19 protein-coding genes are annotated in these 22916 nt (G+C 60.9%); 9 read left to right on the plus strand and 10 right to left on the minus strand.

Annotated elements, in window-relative coordinates:
* Nucleotides 1–5291 (minus strand): InlB B-repeat-containing protein (locus G1C94_RS04615; RefSeq protein ID WP_172145290.1); only part of this gene is annotated, 5291 nt, incomplete at its 3' end.
* 1035 nt (nt 5292–6326) lie between these two features.
* On the opposite strand from G1C94_RS04615, the gene G1C94_RS04620 reads away from it, so the two are divergent.
* The 5 genes from G1C94_RS04620 to G1C94_RS04640 all read left to right on the plus strand — a co-directional run bounded on the left by G1C94_RS04620 (nt 6327) and on the right by G1C94_RS04640 (nt 8222).
* A complete protein-coding gene (locus G1C94_RS04620) occupies nt 6327–6491 on the plus strand; it encodes a hypothetical protein (protein WP_172145287.1) in 165 nt (54 codons plus the stop codon).
* Between the two features lie 394 nt (nt 6492–6885).
* Complete coding sequence (locus tag G1C94_RS04625) at nt 6886–7038, plus strand: hypothetical protein (protein WP_172145293.1); 153 nt, start codon at nt 6886–6888, stop codon at nt 7036–7038.
* Nucleotides 7039–7371: 333 nt separating this feature from the next.
* Nucleotides 7372–7617, plus strand: a complete 246-nt coding sequence (locus G1C94_RS04630) for a hypothetical protein (protein WP_172145296.1) — start codon at nt 7372–7374, stop codon at nt 7615–7617.
* A gap of 35 nt (nt 7618–7652) precedes the next feature.
* Nucleotides 7653–7958: a hypothetical protein gene (locus tag G1C94_RS04635; RefSeq protein ID WP_172145299.1), complete on the plus strand. Its 306-nt coding sequence runs from the start codon at nt 7653–7655 to the stop codon at nt 7956–7958.
* Nucleotides 7959–8069: 111 nt separating this feature from the next.
* The gene (locus tag G1C94_RS04640) at nt 8070–8222 is read left to right on the plus strand and encodes a hypothetical protein (protein ID WP_172145302.1); all 153 of its coding nucleotides are present in this window, start codon (nt 8070–8072) and stop codon (nt 8220–8222) included.
* Nucleotides 8223–8974: 752 nt separating this feature from the next.
* On the opposite strand, the gene G1C94_RS04645 is transcribed toward G1C94_RS04640, so the two are convergent.
* Together G1C94_RS04645 and G1C94_RS04650 are read right to left on the minus strand one after the other, a co-directional pair.
* Nucleotides 8975–9631: a dihydrofolate reductase gene (locus G1C94_RS04645; protein WP_172145305.1), complete on the minus strand. Its 657-nt coding sequence runs from the start codon at nt 9629–9631 to the stop codon at nt 8975–8977.
* Between the two features lie 62 nt (nt 9632–9693).
* Nucleotides 9694–10566, minus strand: coding sequence for a thymidylate synthase (locus G1C94_RS04650; protein ID WP_172145339.1), 873 nt, complete (start codon nt 10564–10566; stop codon nt 9694–9696).
* A 297-nt stretch (nt 10567–10863) separates the two neighbouring features.
* Between G1C94_RS04650 and G1C94_RS04655 the strand changes: the two genes are divergently transcribed.
* Entirely contained in the window at nt 10864–11277 is a 414-nt protein-coding gene (locus tag G1C94_RS04655; RefSeq protein ID WP_172145308.1) for an OsmC family protein, read from the plus strand.
* A gap of 73 nt (nt 11278–11350) precedes the next feature.
* Here the strand turns inward: G1C94_RS04655 and G1C94_RS04660 are convergent, their stop codons facing one another.
* From G1C94_RS04660 to G1C94_RS04670, 3 genes are all read right to left on the minus strand, one after another.
* The gene (locus G1C94_RS04660) at nt 11351–12379 is read right to left on the minus strand and encodes a universal stress protein (protein ID WP_172145311.1); all 1029 of its coding nucleotides are present in this window, start codon (nt 12377–12379) and stop codon (nt 11351–11353) included.
* 227 nt (nt 12380–12606) lie between these two features.
* Nucleotides 12607–13368 (minus strand): C40 family peptidase, encoded by a 762-nt coding sequence (locus tag G1C94_RS04665; protein ID WP_172145314.1) that lies wholly within the window; start codon nt 13366–13368, stop codon nt 12607–12609.
* Between the two features lie 181 nt (nt 13369–13549).
* Nucleotides 13550–14488 carry a CHAP domain-containing protein gene (locus tag G1C94_RS04670; RefSeq protein ID WP_172145317.1) on the minus strand — a complete coding sequence of 313 codons (939 nt, stop codon included), beginning with the start codon at nt 14486–14488 and terminating at the stop codon, nt 13550–13552.
* A 256-nt stretch (nt 14489–14744) separates the two neighbouring features.
* Between G1C94_RS04670 and serC the strand changes: the two genes are divergently transcribed.
* Nucleotides 14745–15887, plus strand: a complete 1143-nt coding sequence (gene serC, locus G1C94_RS04675; protein WP_172145320.1) for a phosphoserine transaminase — start codon at nt 14745–14747, stop codon at nt 15885–15887.
* Nucleotides 15888–15913: 26 nt separating this feature from the next.
* Nucleotides 15914–16171, plus strand: a complete 258-nt coding sequence (locus tag G1C94_RS04680; protein ID WP_172145323.1) for a DUF2530 domain-containing protein — start codon at nt 15914–15916, stop codon at nt 16169–16171.
* A gap of 127 nt (nt 16172–16298) precedes the next feature.
* On the opposite strand, the gene G1C94_RS04685 is transcribed toward G1C94_RS04680, so the two are convergent.
* Nucleotides 16299–17618 carry a sensor histidine kinase gene (locus G1C94_RS04685; protein WP_172145326.1) on the minus strand — a complete coding sequence of 440 codons (1320 nt, stop codon included), beginning with the start codon at nt 17616–17618 and terminating at the stop codon, nt 16299–16301.
* A 257-nt stretch (nt 17619–17875) separates the two neighbouring features.
* Between G1C94_RS04685 and phoU the strand changes: the two genes are divergently transcribed.
* Nucleotides 17876–18556, plus strand: coding sequence for a phosphate signaling complex protein PhoU (gene phoU, locus G1C94_RS04690; RefSeq protein ID WP_172145329.1), 681 nt, complete (start codon nt 17876–17878; stop codon nt 18554–18556).
* 123 nt (nt 18557–18679) lie between these two features.
* Here phoU and G1C94_RS04695 read toward each other — a convergent pair whose 3' ends face one another.
* From G1C94_RS04695 to lysS, 3 genes are all read right to left on the minus strand, one after another.
* Nucleotides 18680–19420: a phosphoglyceromutase gene (locus G1C94_RS04695; protein ID WP_172145332.1), complete on the minus strand. Its 741-nt coding sequence runs from the start codon at nt 19418–19420 to the stop codon at nt 18680–18682.
* 69 nt (nt 19421–19489) lie between these two features.
* Nucleotides 19490–20545: a 1,4-dihydroxy-2-naphthoate octaprenyltransferase gene (gene menA / locus G1C94_RS04700; RefSeq protein WP_172145335.1), complete on the minus strand. Its 1056-nt coding sequence runs from the start codon at nt 20543–20545 to the stop codon at nt 19490–19492.
* A 123-nt stretch (nt 20546–20668) separates the two neighbouring features.
* Nucleotides 20669–22345 (minus strand): lysine--tRNA ligase, encoded by a 1677-nt coding sequence (gene lysS / locus G1C94_RS04705; protein WP_172145337.1) that lies wholly within the window; start codon nt 22343–22345, stop codon nt 20669–20671.
* Between the last annotated feature and the right edge of the window lie 571 nt (nt 22346–22916).

Below are 22916 nucleotides of genomic sequence, written 5' to 3' on the forward strand. Positions count from 1 at the left end.
CGGGGGTCGAAGGTGGTGGCGACCGGCGTCCACTTGGGGGTCAGGTTCTTGCCCACTGCGTCCTTCACGGTGGTCACCTGGTTGCCGTCCTCGTCAAACCAGCCATCGAACTTATAGCCGGGGCGGGTGGGGATGGGCAGCTGGCCGTCGGAGCCGGTCCAATCCTCGGGGATCGTGCCGCCGTCCGGGTTCAGGCCGTCGGTGCTGGCGTTCTTCGTCCACGTGGCCGTCAGCGTCTTGTCGCCCGTGTCGGACGCGCCGATGCCGGTGACCGCATTGCCCTTCTGGTCAACCCAGCCCGCGAACGTGTAACCGCTCCTGGTCGGGCTCTTCAAAGTCGCGCCCACACCATACGTGTACGAGGTGGGATTCTTGGGGTCCGTGCCGCCGTCGAGCTTGTAGGTCAGCTTATAGGTGTTGGCCTTCCAGGTGGCGTTGACCTGCAACAGGGCCTGGTCGAACGTGCCCGACACGTTGCGGTCCCAGCCGGTGAACGTGTAGCCGGTGCGCGTCGGGTTGGCGGGGATGGTGTACTTGGTGCCCAGGGCGCCGGTGAGGACCTTGGACGCGTTATTGTCCGTGTCCGCTCCGCCGTTGTAGGCGAAGACCACCACGCTGGCGGCGGCCGGCGCGTACTGCGCCGTGAACGTCACATCGCCCGCGACCATCGTCAGACCGGACAGTTCGTCCGCGGTCTTCAGACCGTACTGGTCACACTGCCAGCCCACGAACGTCCAACCCTCATCCACAGTCACGTCCGGGGCCTTGACGCCGGTGAGCCTGGCGCCCGTGGTCACCTTATACTCGTCGGTGCCCGAAATCGAACCATGCGAACCCTTGTCGAAGGACACCGTGTTCGCCGCCGGCTTCCACGTGGCCGTCACCACCAGCGACGGCGCGTCGAACGTACCGCTCGGGATCTGGTCCCAACCCGCGAACGAGTAACCCTTCATCGTCGGATCCGCCGGGATCTCGTACGTGGTGCCCAGCGGGCCGGTCACGGTCCTGGACGGGTTGCCGTCCGCATCGGTGCCGCCATCGAACACGAACGTCACCGAACCCAACGCATTCGCCGTCCACACCGCCGTCATCTCCACATCCTTGGCGGGCATGACCAGATCGGCCAACTGATCGGAGGTGACCAGGCCGAATTCCTCGGACTGCCAGCCCACGAACGAATAGCCCGCGTTCGGCGTGGCGGTCGGGGCCGATACGCCGGCGTCGGACAGCTTGGCGTCCGTGGCCACGCTGTCGTAGGACAGGGTGCCCGAGATCGTGCCATTGGAGCCCTTGTCGAACGTCAGCTTGTGCGACACCGGCGTCCACTGGGCCGTGTACACGGTCACACCGTCCGACTCGTACTCGCCGCTCGGGGTCACGGTCTCGCCGTTGGCGTTCGTCCAACCGGCGAACTCGTAGCCCTCGCACGACAGGCTGTCCGTGGCGGGCACCGTGTAGGTGCCGCCCTTGAGGCCGGACTCGGAGAGGAGCGACTGGCCGGCGACCTGGCCGCCGTTGGCGTTGAACACCACCGTCGCGCCATCATTCTTCGCATACTGCGCCGTGAACGTCACCGTCTGCTTCGAACCGTCCTGCAGGCCCGTGACCAGGTACTTGCCCTTCACGCCGTCCTTGCCATACACCAGGTCGTCCGCATCGCACTTCCAACCAGTGAACGTCCAGCCAGCCGCAGGGGTCGCCGTCGGCTCGCCGGGAACCTTGTCGCCGGAAGACACCTGGTAGGTCGACTCGCCGGTCAAACCGGTGCCGTCGCCCTTATCGAACACGACCGTGTTCACGGTCCTCTCCCACACGGCGGTATACGTCACGGACTTATACGTCTCGGACAACTCCTGGTCCCAGCCCTTGAACGTGTAGCCGGTGCGAGACAGCGAGGTCGGGACCTTCGCCTTATCCGCCGTGGTGTATTCCTGGCCGTCACGGCCGGTCAACACCAGCGAGGAGTTGCCCTGCGCGTCCAGGCCGCCGGCGTAGTTGTACAACACCTGCACACTCGACTCCGGCACATACTGCGCCGTAAACGACACAGTCTTGAACTTCGCACCCTCGTTCGTACCCGCGACGACGTACTTGTCCACGCTGTCCTGCGAATACACCCTGTCGTCCTCGTCGCACAGCCAACCGGTGAAACGGTAGCCACCGTTCGCGGTCGGCGCGGCCGGCTTGCCATTCACCGGGCTGCCGGTCTTCACGTTCTCGTACACCGTCTGCTGGCCTTCGGCGATCGTGCCGTTGTCACCCGGCAGGAACGTGACCGTGTTCTCGTTCGCCGTCCACTGCGCCGTGTACTTCACGTTCACGTACTTGCCGGACGGGGGCGTGTCCCAGCCCGCGAACTCGTAGCCGGCGCGCGTCGGCTTCTTCGCGGCCTTCGCCGCGTCCGCCTGCGTGTACTCGCCGTTCGCCGTACCCGACAACGTCAGCGACGTCGCGCCATCGACGTTGCCGCCGTTGTAGTCGTACGTCACCACCGCATCCGGCAAATCCGTGTACTGGGCCTTGAACCACAGGCCCGGCTCGGCCGGCAGGCCGGCGATCTGGGACGGCTGGTAAATCGCACCCTCCGTCTTGTTGCCTTCCTTGTCGGTCACGATGGACAGCCAACCCGTGAACTTCTTACCAGCCGGAGCCGTCACCGTCGGCTCCACATACTCCTCAGTCGACTTGTCCAGCCTCTCGCCGGTATTCACCGTCAACGACGCATTCACGCCCGTGTCCAGGGTGCCGCCGTTCGGGTCGAACGCCACCGACTGGGGCAACGCGTCCCACTGGGCCGTGAACACCGCATCCGACACAAACGTCACCGTCGTGGCCTCCTTAGTCGGCGCGGTCACGGTCGACGGAGTCGACGCCCAACTGTTGAACGAGTAACCCTCACGCGTCGGGACCGGCACGGCGGCGGTGGTGTTCTGACGACCCTTGACCGTCAACTTCTCCGCCTTGTCCGTGTCGGTGCCGCCGTTGTAGTCGAACGTCACCGTCACCTCAGGCAACGCCTCATACACCGCAGTGAACTTCAAACCATACTCAGCGGCAACGGCGCCGACCTTATCGGGCTGGTACACCGCGCCATTCACCGTATTACCGGCAGTGTCGGTCACGCTCGACTGCCAATACAGGAACCGCCAGCCGGCCTCGGGCGTCACCGTCGGACCGGTCGTCGCAGGATACGCCTTGCCATCATCCTTGCCAACGCCCTTGCTCACGGCCTGCTCGGTCGTGACCACCAGCGTGGCCGGCGTATCAGCCTTCAACTCACCGTGATCGCCCTTGTCGAACGTCACCACGGTATCCGTCGCCGGAACCCACTGGGCCGTAAACGTCACATCCTTGTCATACGTACCCGTGTACTTACCAGTCGCCGCGTCCTTCGTGGGCAGGGTCGCGCCCGTGAGGCTGGCCTTCCAGCCGCTGAACGTGTAGCCCGGCCTCGTCGGCTCCACGGCGGTCGTGGTGTACGTCTTGCCCTTCGAATCAGACAGAACCTCCGACGTCCACGACTTACCATCCACAGTCGAAGTGCCGCCATCGTAGTCGAACCGGACCAACACCTTGTCCTCATCCACATACTCAGCGGTGAACGTCGCATCCGACCTGACCACCCAATCGCCAACGGCAGCCGGGGAGAACAACCCGCCATCCGAACCGGTCGAAGCATCCTCGTCGGTCGCGGAAAGACGCCAACCGGCGAACTTCTTGCCAGCCTTCGCGCCCGCGGCATTCACCGTCACATCAGGCTGCACATAACCATCGACACCCGCGGACACCTTCACACCATTCGTCGCCTTCACCGAAGCGTCACCAGCCATCGTGCCATAATCGCCGACAACGAACGTCACCGTACGCTTCACATTCGCCGACACCACCACATCACCGGTCACCTTATCCTTGGGAATCGTCAACGTGTTCGTCTTCGCAGTGAACGTGAAATCAGAGGAGGCGAGCTCCGTGCCGCCAACCGTGACCTTCACCAGCGAGGCGTCCAACGAGCCCGTCTTGGGCGTCAACGTCGTCGAAAACGCCTCACCCTTCACGGCACTCACCACATTACCAGCAGTCACCTCATCCTCATCCACGTCATACGACACAGACACACGATCAACCGAAGCAGACGCAGTAGAACCAACCTCATCAAGATCAAAACCCTCAAACTCAACGTAATAACCATTATTGAAAGGCCTATCGTCACTACTAGTATTGCGCCGGTTATATATCAAGTCATTCCATTGACCCGTATCTCCAGAACCATACTGGCCACAACCTTCAAGATCGATGCCCTTGCTGGGTTCATTGGTGTTCCAGTTGGTGTATACGCCATCGGGAGCCTTACCAGTCGACCCTTTATCGGTGGTCCAGATCATCGTACCGGCGCTCGGGCCCGTCACCCAATACCAAGCCGTACCCCAATCACCACTATCCTCGCCATTGCCATTCTTGGAAACACTAAACGTCTCAGGATCAAGACCCGCAGTATTCTTAGACGTAAAACGAGTCGCACCCATCCAACCAGGCTGGTTATTGAACGACTGGTAAATCAGGTTATGCTCCTCGGCCGACTCGATAGTCAGCAAATGACCCGACTTACCAAGAAACAGCAGCTTCTTCGCATCGGCAAACGCGGCATTCCAATCCTCGGGTGTCGGGACGAATGTGTAAGCGTGTCCGTTGAACAGGGTCACGTCATATGTCGCGTCGCTGCCGTCCGTGGCCTTCGCCTGCAACGGCTTGTTCACCGCGTTGACGGTGATGTTCTGCGTCTTGTTCTCCGAGGCGTCCGTATAGAACGTCAAACCACGCAAATACGCCTGCAACGCCTCCGCGGTAATCGTCGCCGCGCCGGTCGTATCCGACGTCTTAATCGTGATATACGAATACTTACCCGTGGAAGACACCTTGTCGCCGGCCACATAGTTGCCGGAATCATCCAACGCATCCACCACACTCGCATTCGCAGGAACAGCCACATCCTTGCTCGGCGTGAAATACCCCGAATCAACCTGCACCACAACATACGAGGAATCCGGACCCTTGACGGTCGCCTCGCCCAGCTTGTACGACGCGCCCTCGGTCGCACTGCCGAACTTGACATCGGTCTTCAGACTCTCGTTAAGCGTGATATCCGGCTTGGTGCCCGTGGTGGTGTCGCCGCCGTCGCCTTCCGCCCATGCGGAAGGCACGGCCACAGCCAGCACCATCAGCACGGCCAGTATGGCGGCCGGTATGGCCGCCAGCCAGCGCCCCAAACCATCATGAGATGAAAATCTCACCATAAGAAACTCCTAAAAATTCCTTTATTCTTCAACCAACCCTCCCCCAACGGAAGACGCTTTGCTCGCGAAACCGCGCGCGCAAAGACGTTCTCCCGGTCGGGGGAGGAGGAAACCCCACACACCGGCCAACCGGAATATCCGGCCGTCACGGTGGGACGGGGGTCACCAATAGCCCTGAAAGCTACCCCCCCCCGCGACAGCGAGATCACAAAACTCGCCTCCCAGCAATCGACATAAACCCCCGAAAACCACCAGTCCCGCCAAAAACCAAACCCCAGAAAAAAGACACGCCACACAAAACCCAACACCCACAAAAAGAAACAGGGCCGTCCGAATCCCTCAACGCGGCGGAACGCACACTGAGAACGGAAAAACGGGCACTGTGACTTAAAACAAACCGAGAACGATGGCAACGCACACTGCGACTCAAACACGCAGGGAACGAGTTCACAGCGTCGGCATGGGTCTACAGAGGACACGGGAACGATCTACTACCGCAAAATGACGCCGCCCGTTGATATCGAGATGGACAGCCCACCGGGCTGTCCATTGCTCGAAATGACAAGGAACGGGACACGCTACTTGAAATGACAAGGAACCCAGCCTTCGCAGCAGCGAGCAGCGATAGCGTCGCGAGCGTCGCACAAGACGCCGGGAGCTGTCAGCCGTTAGGCTGACTGAGGGTGGTTGGACCAAACACGTGCCTAGTGGGACCACCCCCAGTCGCGCATCCGCACGACAGCCCCCGCCAGCGGGGGCCCAAGGCGGCCCGGACCGGTTACGCCAGGATGCCCTAGGCGGATGTTGACGTGTGAGACGTAAGACTTGGCCTACCGGCCCGGAGGGTGTCGAACACGGCAACATCCGCCGCCAAACACCGCAATAGCCAAACAACACGAAAACCGGGGTTATAGGAACTAAACGTGGTGCTTAAGTTTCGAGTGAGGCCTTGCGGGAGTAGGCGTGTCGGGCTGGTTTTAATGGAGGGCTCCATTAAAACGGGGCTTTATGGGGGCCTCGCGTTCGCATGGCCGTATGCGATCGAAGCCGAAGAAGGCGCGTCTGTGCCCCGTGTGCGGCAGTCCGATGAAGAAGAATGGCAAGCCCGACAACCCCTATGACACCGGCATCCAAGACAACAATCACGACGACCCGTCCAGCGAACCGGGATTCTACAACCGCAAAGGACACGTCCACTAGCCAAAAGGAGGTGTCTTAAGCACCACGTTTGGTTCCTATAGGCCGAAAACCGAAAACGGAACACAGCAAAACGGGCACCGCAACCCGGGAATGGAACGGCGGTGAAACCCGCCGCCAAACGTAAAGAGCCGGTGCCCGAAGACACCGACTCAACGTAAGCAGGGGATGGTGAATAAAAGCCACCCCACCGGATTCGGCCATCTCCCCTGAGAAGTCGTTATGCACCGCCTTAAAACGGGAGAAGTCGCGATGCCTTACTCCGGCAACATCCATCATAACCGATAGTATTAACTTTGTCGACGGAGGCCTTTCGCGAGACCGAAATCGACCGTCCGGCAACAGTCGGACGCCGTTGCCGCGCCGGTCGCGGCGCGGCCAAGCAGAAAGGCGCTAAATGCGCGTGAATAAAGAGGAGCCGCGCGGCGGCTCAATTATCTGGCTTATGGCGATTATCGTCATCTGCCTCGCGCCATCGGTGGATTCCACCGTGGCCGACATCGTCGTAACGGCCCTGGCCGTATGGACGATGAGAAACAGCCGTCAATAACGGCGACTTTGGGGCTCGTCCGCGCTCGCGCGGGCGAGCCCCTTTACATTCAACACCACCCCGCCAGGCGGGGGCCAAGGACGGAATGAACCGGTTACGGTCACGATAACTTAGGCGGATGTTGCCGTGTGAGACGTAAGACTTGGCCTACCGGCCCGGAGGGTGTCGAACACGGCAACATCCGCCGCCAGACACCGGAACCGGGCAAGCGACACGGGAATTTGACGGAGCGCACAGAGAAGCCGTGACGGTGCTTGAAACATGCGGGAGGCCGATTTGACCGTCACACACTTTTGTCATACATTTTTTGGCATGGACTTGACGAAATGGCGCGTGATATTCGACGCCCATGCCGGGAAGCACGGTTTCACCAAGGAGCAGATCGTGGACGCCTTCATCGAGGCCACCCGAATCGAATCCTATGCGCAGACCGATGGCAAGATGGTCAAGTTCTCCGGCCCGTGCCACGGCGACGCGCTTGTGCCGGAGCTGGAGGCGATCATCAAGATCAAACCGAGGGAACGGATCGTGGTGATCTACCACGCCCAGAGCCTGACGGACGTTTTCTGGAACAACTGAACCACGAGTCGCCAAAGGACAAAAAGGAGGAGATCATGTCCACGGAGATTTGGAATCCCGACAGGGTCACGGAACGGCATGAAGGAGCCGAGGCCGCGGCGTTCGCCCGCGACCTGCTGATGGAGGCCACCGGTGCCGACGACATCACGACGGCCAAGGAAATGGTGATGGGACGGCCGGCCATCGGACAACGGCCCGAGCCGTCGGTGGCCGTCCAGTTCCGCGTCCCGAAATCATGGAAACCGCAGATCGACCAGGACGCCGCGAAACAGGGCATGACCCTGAGCGAGTACCTGCGCTCCCTCGTGGTCGCCGCCCACCGCGAGCCGCAAGCCGCCTGATCCGGCATTTTGCAAAGCCAAGGAGAGCCGCCGAGAGACGGCTCTCCTTTATTACGCCGGAATCACCCGGCCGGAATTTTCGTTGCCCTGCGAAGTTCAGGGCGCACCAGCATGGACGTCATCCGTCTGCTCGCGGATTCCGATCCCCTGCCGTGGATCCCCGACCAGGTGCTGGGCGCATACGGGGACATGCTGTGCGGCGAGGACGATTACCGCGGCTTCATCACCGCGAACGTTCTGGAGGATTCGTTCGCCGTGCGGTGAAGGGGATTGTCGCGGCCATTGCCTATTTTGAGGGTTATTGCCTACCGCTTTCGAACGGTGTGGAAGTAGGAGCCGGTGCGCCCGTGTTTCATGGGACCCGGCTCCCGCGCTATCTCCAAACACCGGCAACGCCGCCACCCCCAGATCACACACGAAAGCAAACCTGTTTCTCTTGGATAGCAGACGATATGCACACTGAGAACGGAAACGGGCGCGCGACTCGGGATGAGCCCGAAATGACAAGGGACGGAATGGACCGGCTACGCCAGAATGGCCTAGGCGGATGTTGCTGTGTTCGACGTAAGACTTGGCCTACCGGCCCGGAGGGTGTCGAACACGGCAACATCCGCCGCCAAACACCGAACCAGTCAAACAACACAAAACTGAACAGAACAGCGAAACGCACATTGAGAACAAAGCCCGATGAACATCGCGACTGAAGAGAGCGACCAAACCAACCCGCCCTCAACACGCTCACCGCCCCTGCGGGGCAAGATTTCTCGACTCCGGCTACGCCTCCGCTCGAAATGACAAAGAACGAGATGTGAACTGAAAACGATAGCAATGGACACTGCGACTCAAGCGCGCAGGGAACGAGTTCGCCGCGTCGGCGAAATGGTGCGGAGGACACGGGACGTTCTATTACCGTCACACAGCGTCAATCGTTGAAGGCGAAACGAAGAACCCACTGGGTTCTTCGTCCCGTTGATATCGACACGAACAGCCCACTGGACTGTTCGTCCGTTTGTTCGTTACTTGCGAACGTAGGTGAGGAAACGGTAGCCGGCGATACCGCTGTCGGCGTTGGAGGGCGCCAGCGTTTCGGATTGCTCGACGACCTGCCATTCGCCATTCGCGGCGAGCGCGGCGATGTCGGGCGCATAGGTGTCACAATCCACCGTCTTGTCGATTTCGGTGACATACACCTTATTGGCTTGCGGCAACACCTCGCCGAACAGCTGCGCGCCGCCGATCACCCAAATCTCGGAACGATCGAGGCCGTCGTCGGGAATGGCTTCCTGACGCGCCAAATCAAGCGCGTCGTCCAAGCTGCCGACCACCGTCGCACCCAGCGCGCGATAGTGCGGATCATGGGAAACGATGATGTTGTCGCGACTTGGCAGCGGGCGGTATTTCGGCGAAAGCGACTCCCATGTGCGCCGTCCCATAATCACCGGATGGGAAACCGTCAGCTCCTGAAAATGCTTGAGATCTTCGGGCAGGTGCCACGGCATGTCACCCTCGAAACCGATGGCCCCGGCGCGACCGTCTTTGTCGCTGGCCTGGGCCCAAATCAAATTCACCGAGAATGACTTGGGGAAATCGTCGCCCCAGTCCTCGGTTTCTTCAAGCCCGGCATCTCCGGGCATGGGTTCGTGATAGCCATTTCGGCTACTGTCATGCTCCATTTCGGCTACTCCTTGGGTTTGTCCAATTGGCACATAGTGTATTAGACGGCGCAGACGCGCGCTCACACGGCGACGGGCGCTTTGATGGTGGGGTGATGCTGGTAGTTCAGGATGTGGAAGTCCTCGTACTGGTAGTCGAACAGCGAGGCCGCCTTGTCGATCTGAATTTGCGGATAGGGGTACGGTTCGCGCCCCAACTGCTCGATGAACTGCTCGACGTGGTTGTCGTAGATATGGCAGTCGCCGCCCGTCCACACGAACTCGCCCGGCTCGAGACCGGTCTGTTGCGCCAACATTAGCGTGAGCAGCGAATAAGAGGCGATATTGAACGGCACGCCGAGGAACATGTCGCACGAGCGCTGATAGAGCTGGCAGCTCAGGCGCCCGTCGGCCACATAGAACTGGAACAGCGCGTGGCACGGCGGCAAGGCCATGTGCTCCACTTCGGCCGGGTTCCATGCGCTGACGATCATGCGGCGCGAATCGGGATGGTGCTTGATCAGGTCGAGCACGTTGGAAATCTGGTCGATGGTGCGGTTCGGGTCGTCGGGCGTCGGCGCGGGCCACGAGCGCCACTGCACGCCGTACACAGGGCCCAGATCGCCGTTCTCGTCGGCCCACTCGTCCCAGATATGCACGTTGTGCTCCTGCAGCCAGCGCACGTTGGACGAGCCTTTGAGGAACCACAGCAGCTCATAGGCCAGCCCTTTGAAGAATACGGTTTTGGTGGTGAGCATCGGGAAATATTCGGCCAGATTGAAGCGCATCTGCTGGCCGAACAGCGAAATCGTGCCGGTACCGGTGCGGTCGGACTTCAACGTGCCCTCGGCGAAAATCTTGCGCACCAAGTCTTCGTAAGGCGTGGGAATGCCAGTGACGGGACGGGCGGGGATGCGGGCGCGAATGTCTTCAAGCTGTTCGGGTGTCAAAGCCATGCTCACCAGTGTACCCGAGGTCGCGTCGCGGCTGGGGTGCGGGAGGCGGTCGATCATGGCCGACATGCAGACAAAACGCCGCCTATCTATTGTCATTTCGACCGAGCGTCAGCGAGTGGAGAAATCTTTCTGCCAACAGAATAAACACGTCACCGACAAGATTTCTCGACTGCACTCACTGCGTTCGCTCCGCTCGAAATGACAAGGGGCGGGGCACGCCTCGGTCGAAATGACAGGGACTGCGTGCGGGAGCATAATGGAAAGGTTGGTCAACCTTTTATGCAAAGGAGAATAGTTATGGGCAAGAGGCTGTGGGTGGAGCGCAACAAGGACGGCTCGTGGGACGCGTTCAGCGACGATGGCGCGCATATCAAGTTCGGCAAGGATCGCGGGCAGTTCACGCCGGGCGACCTGATGAAGATTGCGCTGGCGGGTTGCGCGGCGCTGTCCAGCCAGTTCGCCGTCGAGCATACGCTGGGCGAAGGCAAGGGCGCGAAGATCGTGGTGGATGGCACCTATGATGCCGACAACGACGCCTATATCAACTTCAGCGAGCAACTGGTGGTCGACGCCACCGAGGCCGGGTTGAGCGACGAGGACGCGAGCAAGCTCAAGGAGCGCATCACGCGCCATGTGGACAAGGGCTGCACCGTCAAGCACACCTATGTGCAGGAGACGCCGGTGCGCATGGAAGTCACTGTTAAGCGCTGAAGCACTGAGCGGCGCGCCTCAACCAAAAGGACTCCCATGTTGCCGGGAGTCCTTTGTGTTGCTGTATTACAAATCAGCGCTCGGGGTCGATGGTCTTTTCGAGCTCCTTGACCACCTCGGACGAAGCGGTGGACACCGGGGCTTCCTCGACGCCGGAGATGTCATCCAGCGGCTTCGGAGTGACATCCGCCGGCGAGCTCGGCACCGTGTCGAGGCGGCTTTCGGCGGCCTCTACGTATTTGCGCGGCACCACATACACCGGGCCAACGGCGTGCTGAATAAGCCCCTGGCTGGTGGAGCCGAGCAACAGGCCCGTGAAGCCACCGCGGCCGCGGGAGCCGACCACCACGACATCATGGCTGTAGCTGGCTTCGGTCAGGGCGTTGACGGCCGAACCGGGCACGATGCGCTTGTTGATCGTCAGGTTCGGGTGCGCCTCCTGCAACGGAGCGACGCGCGTCTCCAAATCCTCCATATAGGATTCGTACACGCTGTCGTCCGCGCCTCCGACCTGCGGCGCGGCGGAGATAACGTCGAGCTCGGCCTCCCAGGAAGCGGCGAAGTCGGCGGCGATCTCCAAGGCCTTCAGGCCCCACTTGGATTCGTCGGCACCGACGGCCACCTTGGTGATGGTGTTGTTCAGGTGCATCAGGTTGCCGTCGTCGTCGGTGTAGGGCACGACGACGATTGGGCAATACGCGTAGGCCGGCAGGCTCGACGAGGTGGTGCCGAGCAGCCGTTCGGCAAGGCCGCCCTTGCCGCGGTTGCCGATGATGATGAGATTGTAGTTGCGCGACAGCTCCACGAACACGGAAGCCGGGTCGCCGGTGACAATCAGTGTGGCGGCCTCGACGCCCTGCTCGTCGGCGATGGCCTTCGCCTTCGAGAGGATCTCCTGGGCGTCACTGTGAGCCGCGTTGTCGTCGCCCATGGCGGTGTATGTGGCGTCGAAGCTCACGGCCGCATAGCTGGGCAGGGAATACGCGCAGACGATCTGCAGCGTGAGCCCCGCGTGCTTGGCGTAATTCGCCGCCCACCATGTGGCCTTGTAGCTGGCGTTCGATCCGTCCACACCGACGAGAATGGCCTTGTCGTTCATCATGACGATCTCCTTGAATAATCGCGCGACGCCTGACGGCACTGCGCTGTTTGTGCTTCCAAGAATACCTCTCGATACTTGTGACAGCCATTAAGCGACACTCAGCGGTTTGCCGCGCTCGTGTTCATACGCGATATATGCGATATAAAGCGCTTGCAAAACCGGCGCAAACAAGCAAACAAAAGACGCGCCCCAATCGGAACGCGCCCCAACAGATACAGATAAAAAATCTATTCGAGGATGCGGCGAATCGAGTAAGACCCCGAGAACACGGCAGTGGACGAGATGTTTGTGCCCTGCGAGGGATTCATGGCGTTCATCACCATGCCGTTGCCGATATAGATGGCGGCGTGCGAACTATTTGCGAGGATATCGCCGGGCTGGGCTTGGTCCAAACTGGCGACTGCGACGCCAGCCATTGCCTGGCTACTGGAAGAGTGCGGAAGGTTAATACCGAACTGCGAGAACACATACTGAACAAAACCGGAGCAATCCCAACCGCTCGGCGTATTGCCGCCAGAGACGTAAGGATAACCTTGGAACTTAGTCGCATATTCGGCGATGGCGCTGCCGTTCTTGCTCGACGGCACTTCAGGCAGCGAAGTTCGCGTGGAGGAACGGGAAGCTGCGGAGCTGGAAGTCGTGGAACTGGAAGTGGTGGCACTGGAATCAGCCTGACGCTGGGCAGCTGCCTGACGTTGGGCGGCAGCTTGGCGCTCTTGCTCGGCCTCGGCGTCCTTTTCCGCCTGAGACTTGGTCTTCGGCACGTCGAGAGTTTCGATGCCGCCCCAGTTGGAGTCTTCTTCGACTTCAGTGGAGGTAGCCTCGTTAAGCAGATTCCTGCGCCCCGCAGTGGTTGCGGGGAATGAGCGCTCGGAAGCAGTGACCGCACCCGAGCTGGCTGCGGTGGCGACCGGAACAACAGCGACAAAAGCGGCGCACACGATTGCGGCGGCACTGAACATCGACACGATACGTTTTGTGCTCTTCATCGCTTCCACACATTACCAGCGAGGGGCTCCAAACGCGACGGCTGAGCCTCGAGTTTTGTAGCAATAACACGCGACACGCCGCGCCAACCGGTGCGACGCACAAGTATCACACAAGCGACACAACGCACAAGCGTCACGACACACAAGCATCGCACAAGCGACGCACAAGCATCGCGAAGTATCAGTAGTGGATGTACTCGAAGCTGGAAACCTTGGACAGCGTCCTCGTGGAAGTACCACTCTTGCCGGAAACATTGCATTCCGAGATGGTGATGGTGCCGTCTTCGTTGATCTTCTCGACGACAGCCACATGGCCATACGTGGAGCTGGCGCCTTCCTGACCGGAAGCGAAGACCACGATGTCGCCCACATGGCGCGGGGTGTTGTCCACCCAGTAGCCAAGGGAGCGGGCGCTGGAAGCCCACATATTGGCGTTGCCGAAATGGGAACCCACCGGCAGACCGAGCTGCTGGCGGCGCACATACGCCCACCACGTACACTGGCCGGACTCATAGGCGTTGCCGCTGTCGCCGGTGGCGTGATTGGGATTGAAGCCGGAGGGCAACGCGCTGTTGTCTTCATCCATCAGCTTGGCCACATTGGGATTGTTGGCCGAAGAGCGGGACATCTGGCTGACGTCAAGATTGGCATTGGCGTCGCCAAGCGACCAAACGCCCTCGTTGAAAGTCTGCTGAGTCGCGGTGGCCGACGTATCCGCTGTGTCCGTATCCGCATCAAGCGAGGAACGGACGTCGGAACGGGAAGCCGCGGCGGAAACACGCTGCATCTGCGTGGTGGTCGTGGAAGCGTCCGAGGCCAGCGTCACGCGCTCGTCAGGATTGGCGAAAGCCATCGCGGCGGCGGCAGTGCCGACCAAAGCGGCCAACGAAGCCGAACCCATCAGCATATTGTGACGTTCCGCGTTACGCGCAGCTTCGCGCATGGAACGGCGGGTCATGGGCGCAATCTCGTTCAGCTTGTCGAGCACTGCGGTCTCAAGACCAATCACGGCACCATTGCCCTCGACCTTCTTGCTCTTAACCTTAAGCGCAGCGTGCGCCATTCGAGAACGTCGGGATGTGCTTGAAGTCTTAGCCGCCTTGCGTGCAGCATGCCTCATAAACAATCACTCCTTGTGGTTTCGATAGAGCGTCCCACACATGCGCATGGGCCGCACATTCTCATCACATTCGGCCACTCTACCGCGCACCATACCCATACGGCGACACACCGAGTAATCACCGAGTAATCACAGGCGCACGCACCAGCCATAGCGACCATAACGCCGACCATAGCGACCATGCCGCCCACCGACCACACCCCTCGTTTTTGAGACGTTGCGCGCCCCATCCGCACTGACGGCTAGGGTGGGAGATATGGCCAATACATTGAAGATTCCCAACGATATGCTGCCTGAAGACGGCCGTTTCGGCTGCGGGCCGAGCAAAATCCGCTCCGAGCAGGTCGCCACGCTCAACGCCGGCACCACCACACTGCTGGGCACGTCGCACCGTCAGCGTCCAGTGCGCGACCTCGTTGGATCGATTCGGGAGGGTCTTGCAGAGTTCTTCCATCTGCCCGATGACTATGAGATTGCGCTCGGCAACGGGGGGGCGAGCTGCTTCTGGGAAATCGCCTGCGCCTCGCTGATCACCCGTCAGGCGGCGTTCGGCAGCTACGGCTCGTTCAGCGCCAAGTTCGCCAAGTCCGCTGCGATTGCGCCATTTTTGGAGGATCCGGTCGTCTATGAAGTCGAGCCGGGCAGCTACTGCCTGCCCGAGCGCACCGAATATGTGGACGCCTATTGCTGGGCGCACAACGAAACTTCCACCGGCGTGGCGGCCCCCGTGCGCCGCGTCGAGGGCAGCATGGAGCAGGGCGCGCTCACGCTGATCGACGGCACCTCGGCCGCGGGCTCGCTGCCCGTCGACATCAGCCAAACCGATGCCTATTACTTCTCCCCGCAAAAAGCGTTCGGCTCCGACGGCGGCATGTGGTGGGCCATCCTCTCCCCCGCGGCCATCGAGCGCGCCGCCCGCCTGGAAGCCAACGTGAACCTTCCCGAAACGAACCGCTGGGTGCCGCCATTCCTCTCGCTGTCCAGCGCGCTGGACAACTCGCGCAAAAACCAGACGCTGAACACGCCCGCCATCGCCACGCTGATCATGATGGACGATCAGGTGCGCTGGCTTAACGACAACGGCGGCATGGACTGGGCCACCGCGCGGTGCGCCAAATCCGCCTCGATGCTGTATTCCTGGGCGGAACGGAGCGACTACGCCGAGCCGTTCGTCACCGATCCCGACGCGCGCTCGAACGCGGTGGTCACCATCAATCTGGACGAATCGATTCCCGCCTATCAGGTGGTGTCGGCGTTGAGGGACAACGGCATTATGGACACGGGGGGGTATCGCAAGCTGGGGCGCAACCAGCTGCGCATCGGTGTGTTCCCCTCCATCGAGCCGGCAGACGTGCTCGCGCTCACCGGCTGCATCGATTATGTGGTCGAGCGGCTGTAAGGCTGTAAGGCTGTAAGGTTGTGCTTATGAGATTCGCTCCGATTGTCGACCCGGCCGTGCGCAAAAGCGCGCCCAAGCCGGTGCGCGTGGATTTGCGCAAGGTGTTTCTCATCGGCACGGCACTGTGGGTTGTGGCGCTGATTGTCTTCGGCGTGCTGGTTGCCGTGGGGGTTGATGGGCTGAATGATGCGCTGATTATCTGCGCGTTCGGTGTGCTGTTCGGCATGTTGATGCTTGTTTGGGAGCATTTCGACCGGTGGGATTACCGGCGTTTGGGGGAATAGCGCGGATACCTTTACGCAGACACCCTTACAGTCTGTTGATCAGTTGACCAGTTGACCTGTCAGCTTGTCATATCATCTGCGGCCGGCAGCTCCCGTCAGAGGGGATTCCAACCCCAGTAGAGTCTAATCAACGAGCCAAAGGGAGCGTGAGGCTGAACGTGCTTCCCTGCCCCGGGGACGACCAAACCGCCGCGGTGCCGTGATGGGTGAGCGCCACATGCTTGACGATGGCCAGCCCCAAACCCACACCGTCCGCACTGCGCGCGCTCTGATCCGCGCCGCGATAGAAGCGCTCGAAAATGCGCGACTGCTCCGCCTTGGCGATGCCCTTGCCCTGATCGATCACGCGAATCACCGCATTGCCGCCGGTTTTGTCGCGTTCCACCGACACGCTCACATGGCCGCCTTGCGGCGAATATTGAACGGCATTTTCGACCAGTTTGGTCACGGCGGTGCGAATCTGTTCCGCATCACCGTTGACCATCAACTCATGATCGCCCCGCACAACCACACGCACATCAGGCGACTGGATTCGCTCGGCCACGGCGTCGAGCTGTTCCATCACATTGATGCGGTTCGCCATGCTGGGGGTGATTGGCTCCTGCGCCTTGATCAGCAACAGCAAATCGGACACCATGTGATTGAGATGGCCCGACGTGGAACGCACCTCATGCGCGGTGGCGCGAATGCGCGCCGTGTCCAGATCGTCACGCTCGAGCTCGTCGGCGAGCTTTCCCAGCGCCTGAGTGGGGCCGAGCAGCTGCTCGGAAACGTTGACGATAAAGGCATCTCGAATCTGCGCGAACCGCACGCTTTCACTCACGTCGTCCAGCAGCACGACCACGAAGCGCTCATCGATGCGCCCCACCGTGACCTTGAGCCAATTTGGACGCCGCACGCCGCGCACGCTTAGGGCGTCCTCGCTCTGGGAGCCACCTTCTTGGGAGTCACCTTGGGAACCACCCTGGGAACCATTCAGGTCGACGAAACGCTGTGCAGTCGTCGTCTGCACGTCGAACAAACGCCGGCCACCATTGGCGCGCACCTCGCGCACCGCGGCCAGCACCTGTTCGTCGACGATGCGGTCGTCCTCCATAATGCCCAGCCGATAGGCTTGCGGATTGGCGGTAATGACATCATCGTTGCGGTCCACGATCAGCGAGGCGCTCGGCAGAATCGAGAGCAGGGACAGCGTCGCATCGTCCGGATCATCATCGTCGTCATCCTCGCTGCGACGGCCGCCACGACGGCTGCCGCGACGGCGGCGCTTGCGAAAACGGCGGAATATATCACCAAACCATTGAGCGGGCGAAACCCCCTGCAACCAACGCTCGAACAGCGGTTCAAGCCGTTCGACCAGCGCCAGGAAGACCAGCAAGACAACAGCCAGCCCAATGACGGCGAATACCACAAACACCGCAATAGAGGGCAATGGCGAATCTGACATAGCAGTATTGTTTCATATCGGGCACGACATGAGGCAATATGCATGAAGCAATATGCATGAAGCAATACGCGCGAGGCAATATGCGCGAGGCAATATGCGCGAGGCAATATGCATGAAGCAATATGAACGTCGGGTAAACATCCGGTTGAACAATAAACCAACTTCATGCGATACGCCACCCAACCGGCGACGGCGCTCGATAGACTTAGAGCAAGTTGAACCAGCGAAAAACAAGAAATAAGAAAGGCTGAAAAACAATGCGCGTGATCTTTAACGAGGAGATGCAAGCCGTCGCCGACGATCTCGACCACATGGCGCAAGGCGTGCGCAAGGCGATTCGCGGCGCGGGCGAGGCGCTGCTCAACGCGGACGTCGAAGCCGCGCAGACCGTGATCGACGGGGACGCCGAGCTTGACGCCCGCAAGGACAGCGTGGTCGATCAGTGCGTGCGTCTGCTGGCCAAGCAAAGCCCCGTCGCCACCGATCTGCGCGTGGTGGTTTCCACGATGCGGCTGGCCACCACTTTCGAGCGCATGGGCGATTTGGCCAAGCATGTGGCCGAAACCGCGCGCCGCACCTACCCGGCTTCCCCGCTGCCCGACGAGGCCAAGGGGGTGTTCGAGCAGATGCAGGAATTCCTCGACGCCACCAGCGACGACTTGGTGAGCATGCTGGCCGATCGTGACGCGAAGACCGCCGAACGCATCATTCTGGAAGACGACAAGCTCGACGCGATGCATCAGAAGACCTTCGCGCTGGCGTTGGACGAGAGCGTGGAGATGAGCCGTCAGCAGATGATCGACGTGGTGCTGCTCGGCCGGTTCCTTGAGCGCCTGGGCGACCACGCCGTGTCCGCCGCGCGTCAGGTGGTGTTCATCGTTTCCGGGTTCGACCCGTCCAAGGAGCCGAGTCGCGACGAAGAGGGCATGATCGACTGAACCTGATTTGATTGGCCGACTCAAAAAGGCCTTATGACAAGCAGCAGATAACGAATAGCAGAAGGGACGCCCCGGATGGGACGTCCCTTTATGTTGATTACCCTTGCTTTAGGGAAAGAAAAATCACTTCTGCCCCTGGGCGGCGACGGCGGCGGCACCAGCGGCGGCGGCCTCCGGGTCGAGATATTCGCCGCGCGGCTTAATCGGCTTGAAGTTCTCGTCCAGCTCGTACAGCAACGGCATGGCGGTGGGGATGTTGACCTTGGCGATCTCCTCTTCGGAGAGGTTGTCAAGCATCTTCACGATGGCGCGCAGCGAGTTGCCGTGCGCGGCGATCAGCACCGTCTTGCCAGCCTTGAGCTCCGGCTCGATGTCGGACTTGAAATACGGCTCGACGCGCTTGACCACATCGGCCAGGCACTCGGCCTCCGGCACCGGGTCGCCAGTGTAGCGCGGGTCGCCGTTCTGCGCGTACTCGTCGTTCGGATCGATGTCCGGCGGCGGGGTGGCATAGGAGCGGCGCCACAGCATGAACTTCTCGTCGCCGTATTCCTCGCGGATTTCGGTCTTGTTCTTGCCCTGCAGAGCGCCGTAATGACGCTCGTTCAAGCGCCAGCTGCGCTGAACGGGAATCCACAGACGGTCGGCCTCATCCAGCGCCACATTGGCGGTGTTGATGGCGCGGCGCAGCATCGAAGTGAAGACGATGTCCGGCAGGACGTTCTTCTCCTTGAGCAAGCGGCCGCCATTCTTGGCTTCCTCGACACCCTGCTCGGTCAGCGGGACATCGACCCAGCCGGTGAACTGATTGGTTTTGTTCCATGCGCTCTGCCCATGGCGGAGCAATATTAGTTTGTAAGTCATGGTTGCCAGTCTAGCGCTTGGCTATGCCAAAACGGTGCGCAAATCGGAGTCGGCGGCACTTCGACAGCACTACATGAACATGGAGGAACAGGCGAAAGCGGCGGCAAGAGCGACCGCGCTCGATATACACAAGGGGAACGCGTCTGCATATTTCTTGCGGCGTATGGCGATGGCGGCGGCCACGCACAGCACCCACAATATGATGAACACCGCCATCGTGAGGGTGCTGATCAGCACGTTCCACGCGATCTCCTGTTCCCCGGTATTGTGGGGCGCTCCGGCCCATTGGGTCGGATAGAGCAGGTGGCAGTACAGCGTCGCCAACGTGGGTGCGGCAAGCATCAACGCGACGGCGAACCATGTGCCGATCGACCGACCCATGAAGCCCATCCAAGTGCGTTTGCCGTGCTTCATATCGCTTTCGAGGTCGCGCAGATTATTGACGCACAGCACAGCCATAGCCAGCAGACCCGCAGCCGTGCCACCCCACAAGCCGCTGAGGGACACCGTGCCGCTCAGGGCATACATGGTGCCGCAAGTGGCGGCCAGGCCGAAGAAGACGAACACGAACGGCTCGCCCATGTAGCGATAGCCGTAAGGATGTTTGCCTCCCACATAGAACCAGCCGGCGGCGAGACACGCGAAACCGACGCCGATGAACCACCAATAGCCGGTGAGCGCAACGACCAGCAAACCGCAGATGCAGGCGAGCAGCGCGCTGATTGCGGCGGCTGTCAGCACTTGCTTGGGCGGCACGCCGGAAGCCACCAAACGCGCCGGGCTGGCGCCCTCGGGCTGGCGCGCGTCCCGCCCTTCGTCGGTGCCCCGAATGCCGTCCGAATAGTCGTTGGCGAAATTCGTGGCGATCTGCACAAACAGCGCCACGCCGGCGCACAGCAACGTCACCGCGACATACCAGCCAACCGAGGTCGCGCAGATGCCGACGCTCTCACTGCCGAGGTCGCGTTGGCCACCAAACATCGGGCACGGACTGTGCGAAGCCGTGCCGCCTTGCGAATACCTGAACACGCCGGGCCACGACAGCGTCGCGCCAATACACACCGGTACCAAACTCAGCGGCAACGTCTTCGGACGAGCGCCGCGAACCCAAATCATAATCCCCATGCTGGCTCACTATACGCAACGCAGCGAGCGCGAGCAAAGGGAATTAACCTTCCCCCGATAAGGCGCTCAGGCCAGCGGCGGCTTGAGCAGTGGCTTAACCAGCAGTGGTTTGAGCAGCGGCGGCTAGGCCACCAGCGGCTTGACCAACGGGAACGTGATGGTTTCGCGAATCGTGGCGCCGGTCAGGGCGATAAGCAAGCGGTCGATGCCCATACCCATGCCGCCGGCGGGAGGCATCCCCACGCCGAGCGCTTCGAGGAAGTCCTCGTCGATGTCGCACGCCTCTTCGTCGCCGGCGAGCGCGTCCTTGGCTTGGGCGACGAAACGCTCGCGCTGCACCACCGGGTCGTTGAGCTCGGAGTAGCCGGTGGCCAGCTCGAAGCCGCGCACATACAGATCCCACTTCTCCACCACGCCGGGCTTGGAGCGGTGGCCCTTGACCAGCGGGGAGGTTTCGACGGGGAAATCGCGCACGAAAGTCGGCTCATAGAGCTTATCCTCGTAGAAGTGCTCCCAGAGATGCTCGACCAGTTTGCCGTGGTTCTCCACGTCGTCGCGCTCGACGCCGAGCTTGTCGGCGATTTCGCCCAAGTGCTCGACGGAAGTGCCGGGGGCGTCCGGCCCGCCGTTCGGCACGATTTGCTCGCCCAGCGCTTCGGAAAGCGAATCGTACATGCTCATCGTCTTCCACTCGCCGCCGAAGTCATATTCGGTGCCGTCGAGCAGCGTGACCTTGTGCGAGCCGAAGACATCCAAGGCGGTCTGCTGCACGAGCTCCTTGACCAGCTGGCCGATAGTATCGTAAGTGCCGTAAGCCTGATAGGCCTCGACCATCGTGAACTCGGGCGCGTGCGTGGCGTCGACGCCTTCGTTGCGGAAGTCGCGGTTGATTTCGAACACGCGGTCGATGCCGCCGACCAGGCAGCGCTTCAGGAACAGTTCAGGCGCGATGCGCAGATAAAGGTCGAGGTCGAAGGCGTTCATATGCGTGGTGAACGGGCGGGCGGCGGCGCCTCCGTGCACGGTTTGCAGCATCGGGGTTTCGACTTCGAGGAAATCGTGGTTATCGAAGGTGCGGCGCAGCGAGGCGACTGCCTTGGAGCGGTTGCGCACCATATTGGAAATATTCTCGTCGGCGATCATGCCAATATAAGGCTTGCGGGTGCGGGTGTCTTCGTTCAGCTCCTTGTGCAAAGCTGGCAGTGGCTGCAGTGCCTTGGCCGCAATCGCCCACTCGGTGGCGAATACGGACAGCTCGCCCGTCTTGGAGGAGATGATGCGGCCCTTAAGATAGAGGTGATCGCCCAGGTCGACCAGTTGCTTAAATTGTTTGAGCGAGTCGGCGCCGATTTCCTTCTTGGAGATCATGCCCTGGATTTTGGTGCCGTCGCCCGCGGCGAGTTGCACGAAGTTGAGGCCGCCGGCGTTGCGGATGAACAGCACGCGACCGGCAATGCCCACCATGTCTTCGGTTTCCTCGCCGGCCTCGAGTTTGCCGTCGTATTTGGCGCGCACGGCTTCGATGGTGTCGGTCACGTCGAGGTAGACCGGGTAGGGGTTGATACCGTTATCGAGCATCAGGGCGCGCTTGGCCACGCGCATTTGCACCTGTTCGGGGTGGGCTTGCGGGCCGAATTCCTTGTTGGAGGGGTCGATCGCCTCGTCCAGCGTGGCACCGCTTTTGATGCGGCCGGTGATGGCGGCATCCTGTTCGAGCAGCATTTCGGCGCGCTCGACGGTGGTCATTCGGGGAGCGGCTTCATCCGCTTCATTCTCAGTATTTTCAACAACTTCAGCCATGATTGTCCAGTGTACGCAAAGCGGGCGAATTTGACGCACAACGCAGTGCGTTGTGCGTAACAGCGAGCAGCGATAGCGTCGCGAGCGCGCGACACCAAACACGTGATTGACGCAAGCCCAAACACGGTGCCCAAAGCAACCTGTTCTCAGGTGCATACCGGCAACTAAGACAACGGGAAAACACGTTAAATATAAGCAATGTACGTGTCTGGGGTCGGTTGTTACCGTGTTCGACACCCTCCAGACGAACAGTCCAGTGGACTGTTCGTACCGACATCAAAGGGCGACGCCATATAACGAAAACAGGCCATTCCCGTGGCCTCTGTGCCATTGCGCCAAGGCAACAACATCGTCCCCAGCACACTCCCGAGTCGCAGTGGCCATCTATCCCGTTCCCAGCACGCCTACCGGCAACCAAGACAACGGGAAAGCACGTTAGATTAAGCAATGTACGTGTCTTGGGAGCGGATGTCGCCGTGTTCGACACCCTCCGGGCCGGTAGGCCAAGTCTTACGTCTCACACAGCGACATCCGCTCCGAAAGTCGTCTATGTCTGTTTGGGGGTAACGCG

This window comes from Bifidobacterium panos, assembly GCF_012932445.1.
In the GTDB taxonomy this organism is placed as follows: domain Bacteria; phylum Actinomycetota; class Actinomycetes; order Actinomycetales; family Bifidobacteriaceae; genus Bifidobacterium; species Bifidobacterium panos.

What these genes read in the sequence shown, in the direction of transcription:
- G1C94_RS04665 (WP_172145314.1), bottom strand. Translation starts at nt 13,368, where the DNA reads ATGAAGAGCACAAAACGTATCGTGTCGATGTTCAGTGCCGCCGCAATC.
- phoU (WP_172145329.1), top strand. Translation starts at nt 17,876, where the DNA reads ATGCGCGTGATCTTTAACGAGGAGATGCAAGCCGTCGCCGACGATCTC.
- serC (WP_172145320.1), top strand. Translation starts at nt 14,745, where the DNA reads ATGGCCAATACATTGAAGATTCCCAACGATATGCTGCCTGAAGACGGC.
- G1C94_RS04650 (WP_172145339.1), bottom strand. Translation starts at nt 10,566, where the DNA reads ATGGCTTTGACACCCGAACAGCTTGAAGACATTCGCGCCCGCATCCCC.
- G1C94_RS04685 (WP_172145326.1), bottom strand. Translation starts at nt 17,618, where the DNA reads ATGTCAGATTCGCCATTGCCCTCTATTGCGGTGTTTGTGGTATTCGCC.
- G1C94_RS04640 (WP_172145302.1), top strand. Translation starts at nt 8,070, where the DNA reads ATGGACGTCATCCGTCTGCTCGCGGATTCCGATCCCCTGCCGTGGATC.
- menA (WP_172145335.1), bottom strand. Translation starts at nt 20,545, where the DNA reads ATGGGGATTATGATTTGGGTTCGCGGCGCTCGTCCGAAGACGTTGCCG.
- G1C94_RS04670 (WP_172145317.1), bottom strand. Translation starts at nt 14,488, where the DNA reads ATGAGGCATGCTGCACGCAAGGCGGCTAAGACTTCAAGCACATCCCGA.
- G1C94_RS04635 (WP_172145299.1), top strand. Translation starts at nt 7,653, where the DNA reads ATGTCCACGGAGATTTGGAATCCCGACAGGGTCACGGAACGGCATGAA.
- G1C94_RS04655 (WP_172145308.1), top strand. Translation starts at nt 10,864, where the DNA reads ATGGGCAAGAGGCTGTGGGTGGAGCGCAACAAGGACGGCTCGTGGGAC.
- G1C94_RS04625 (WP_172145293.1), top strand. Translation starts at nt 6,886, where the DNA reads ATGCGCGTGAATAAAGAGGAGCCGCGCGGCGGCTCAATTATCTGGCTT.
- G1C94_RS04645 (WP_172145305.1), bottom strand. Translation starts at nt 9,631, where the DNA reads ATGGAGCATGACAGTAGCCGAAATGGCTATCACGAACCCATGCCCGGA.
- G1C94_RS04680 (WP_172145323.1), top strand. Translation starts at nt 15,914, where the DNA reads ATGAGATTCGCTCCGATTGTCGACCCGGCCGTGCGCAAAAGCGCGCCC.
- G1C94_RS04660 (WP_172145311.1), bottom strand. Translation starts at nt 12,379, where the DNA reads ATGATGAACGACAAGGCCATTCTCGTCGGTGTGGACGGATCGAACGCC.
- G1C94_RS04695 (WP_172145332.1), bottom strand. Translation starts at nt 19,420, where the DNA reads ATGACTTACAAACTAATATTGCTCCGCCATGGGCAGAGCGCATGGAAC.
- lysS (WP_172145337.1), bottom strand. Translation starts at nt 22,345, where the DNA reads ATGGCTGAAGTTGTTGAAAATACTGAGAATGAAGCGGATGAAGCCGCT.
- G1C94_RS04620 (WP_172145287.1), top strand. Translation starts at nt 6,327, where the DNA reads ATGCGATCGAAGCCGAAGAAGGCGCGTCTGTGCCCCGTGTGCGGCAGT.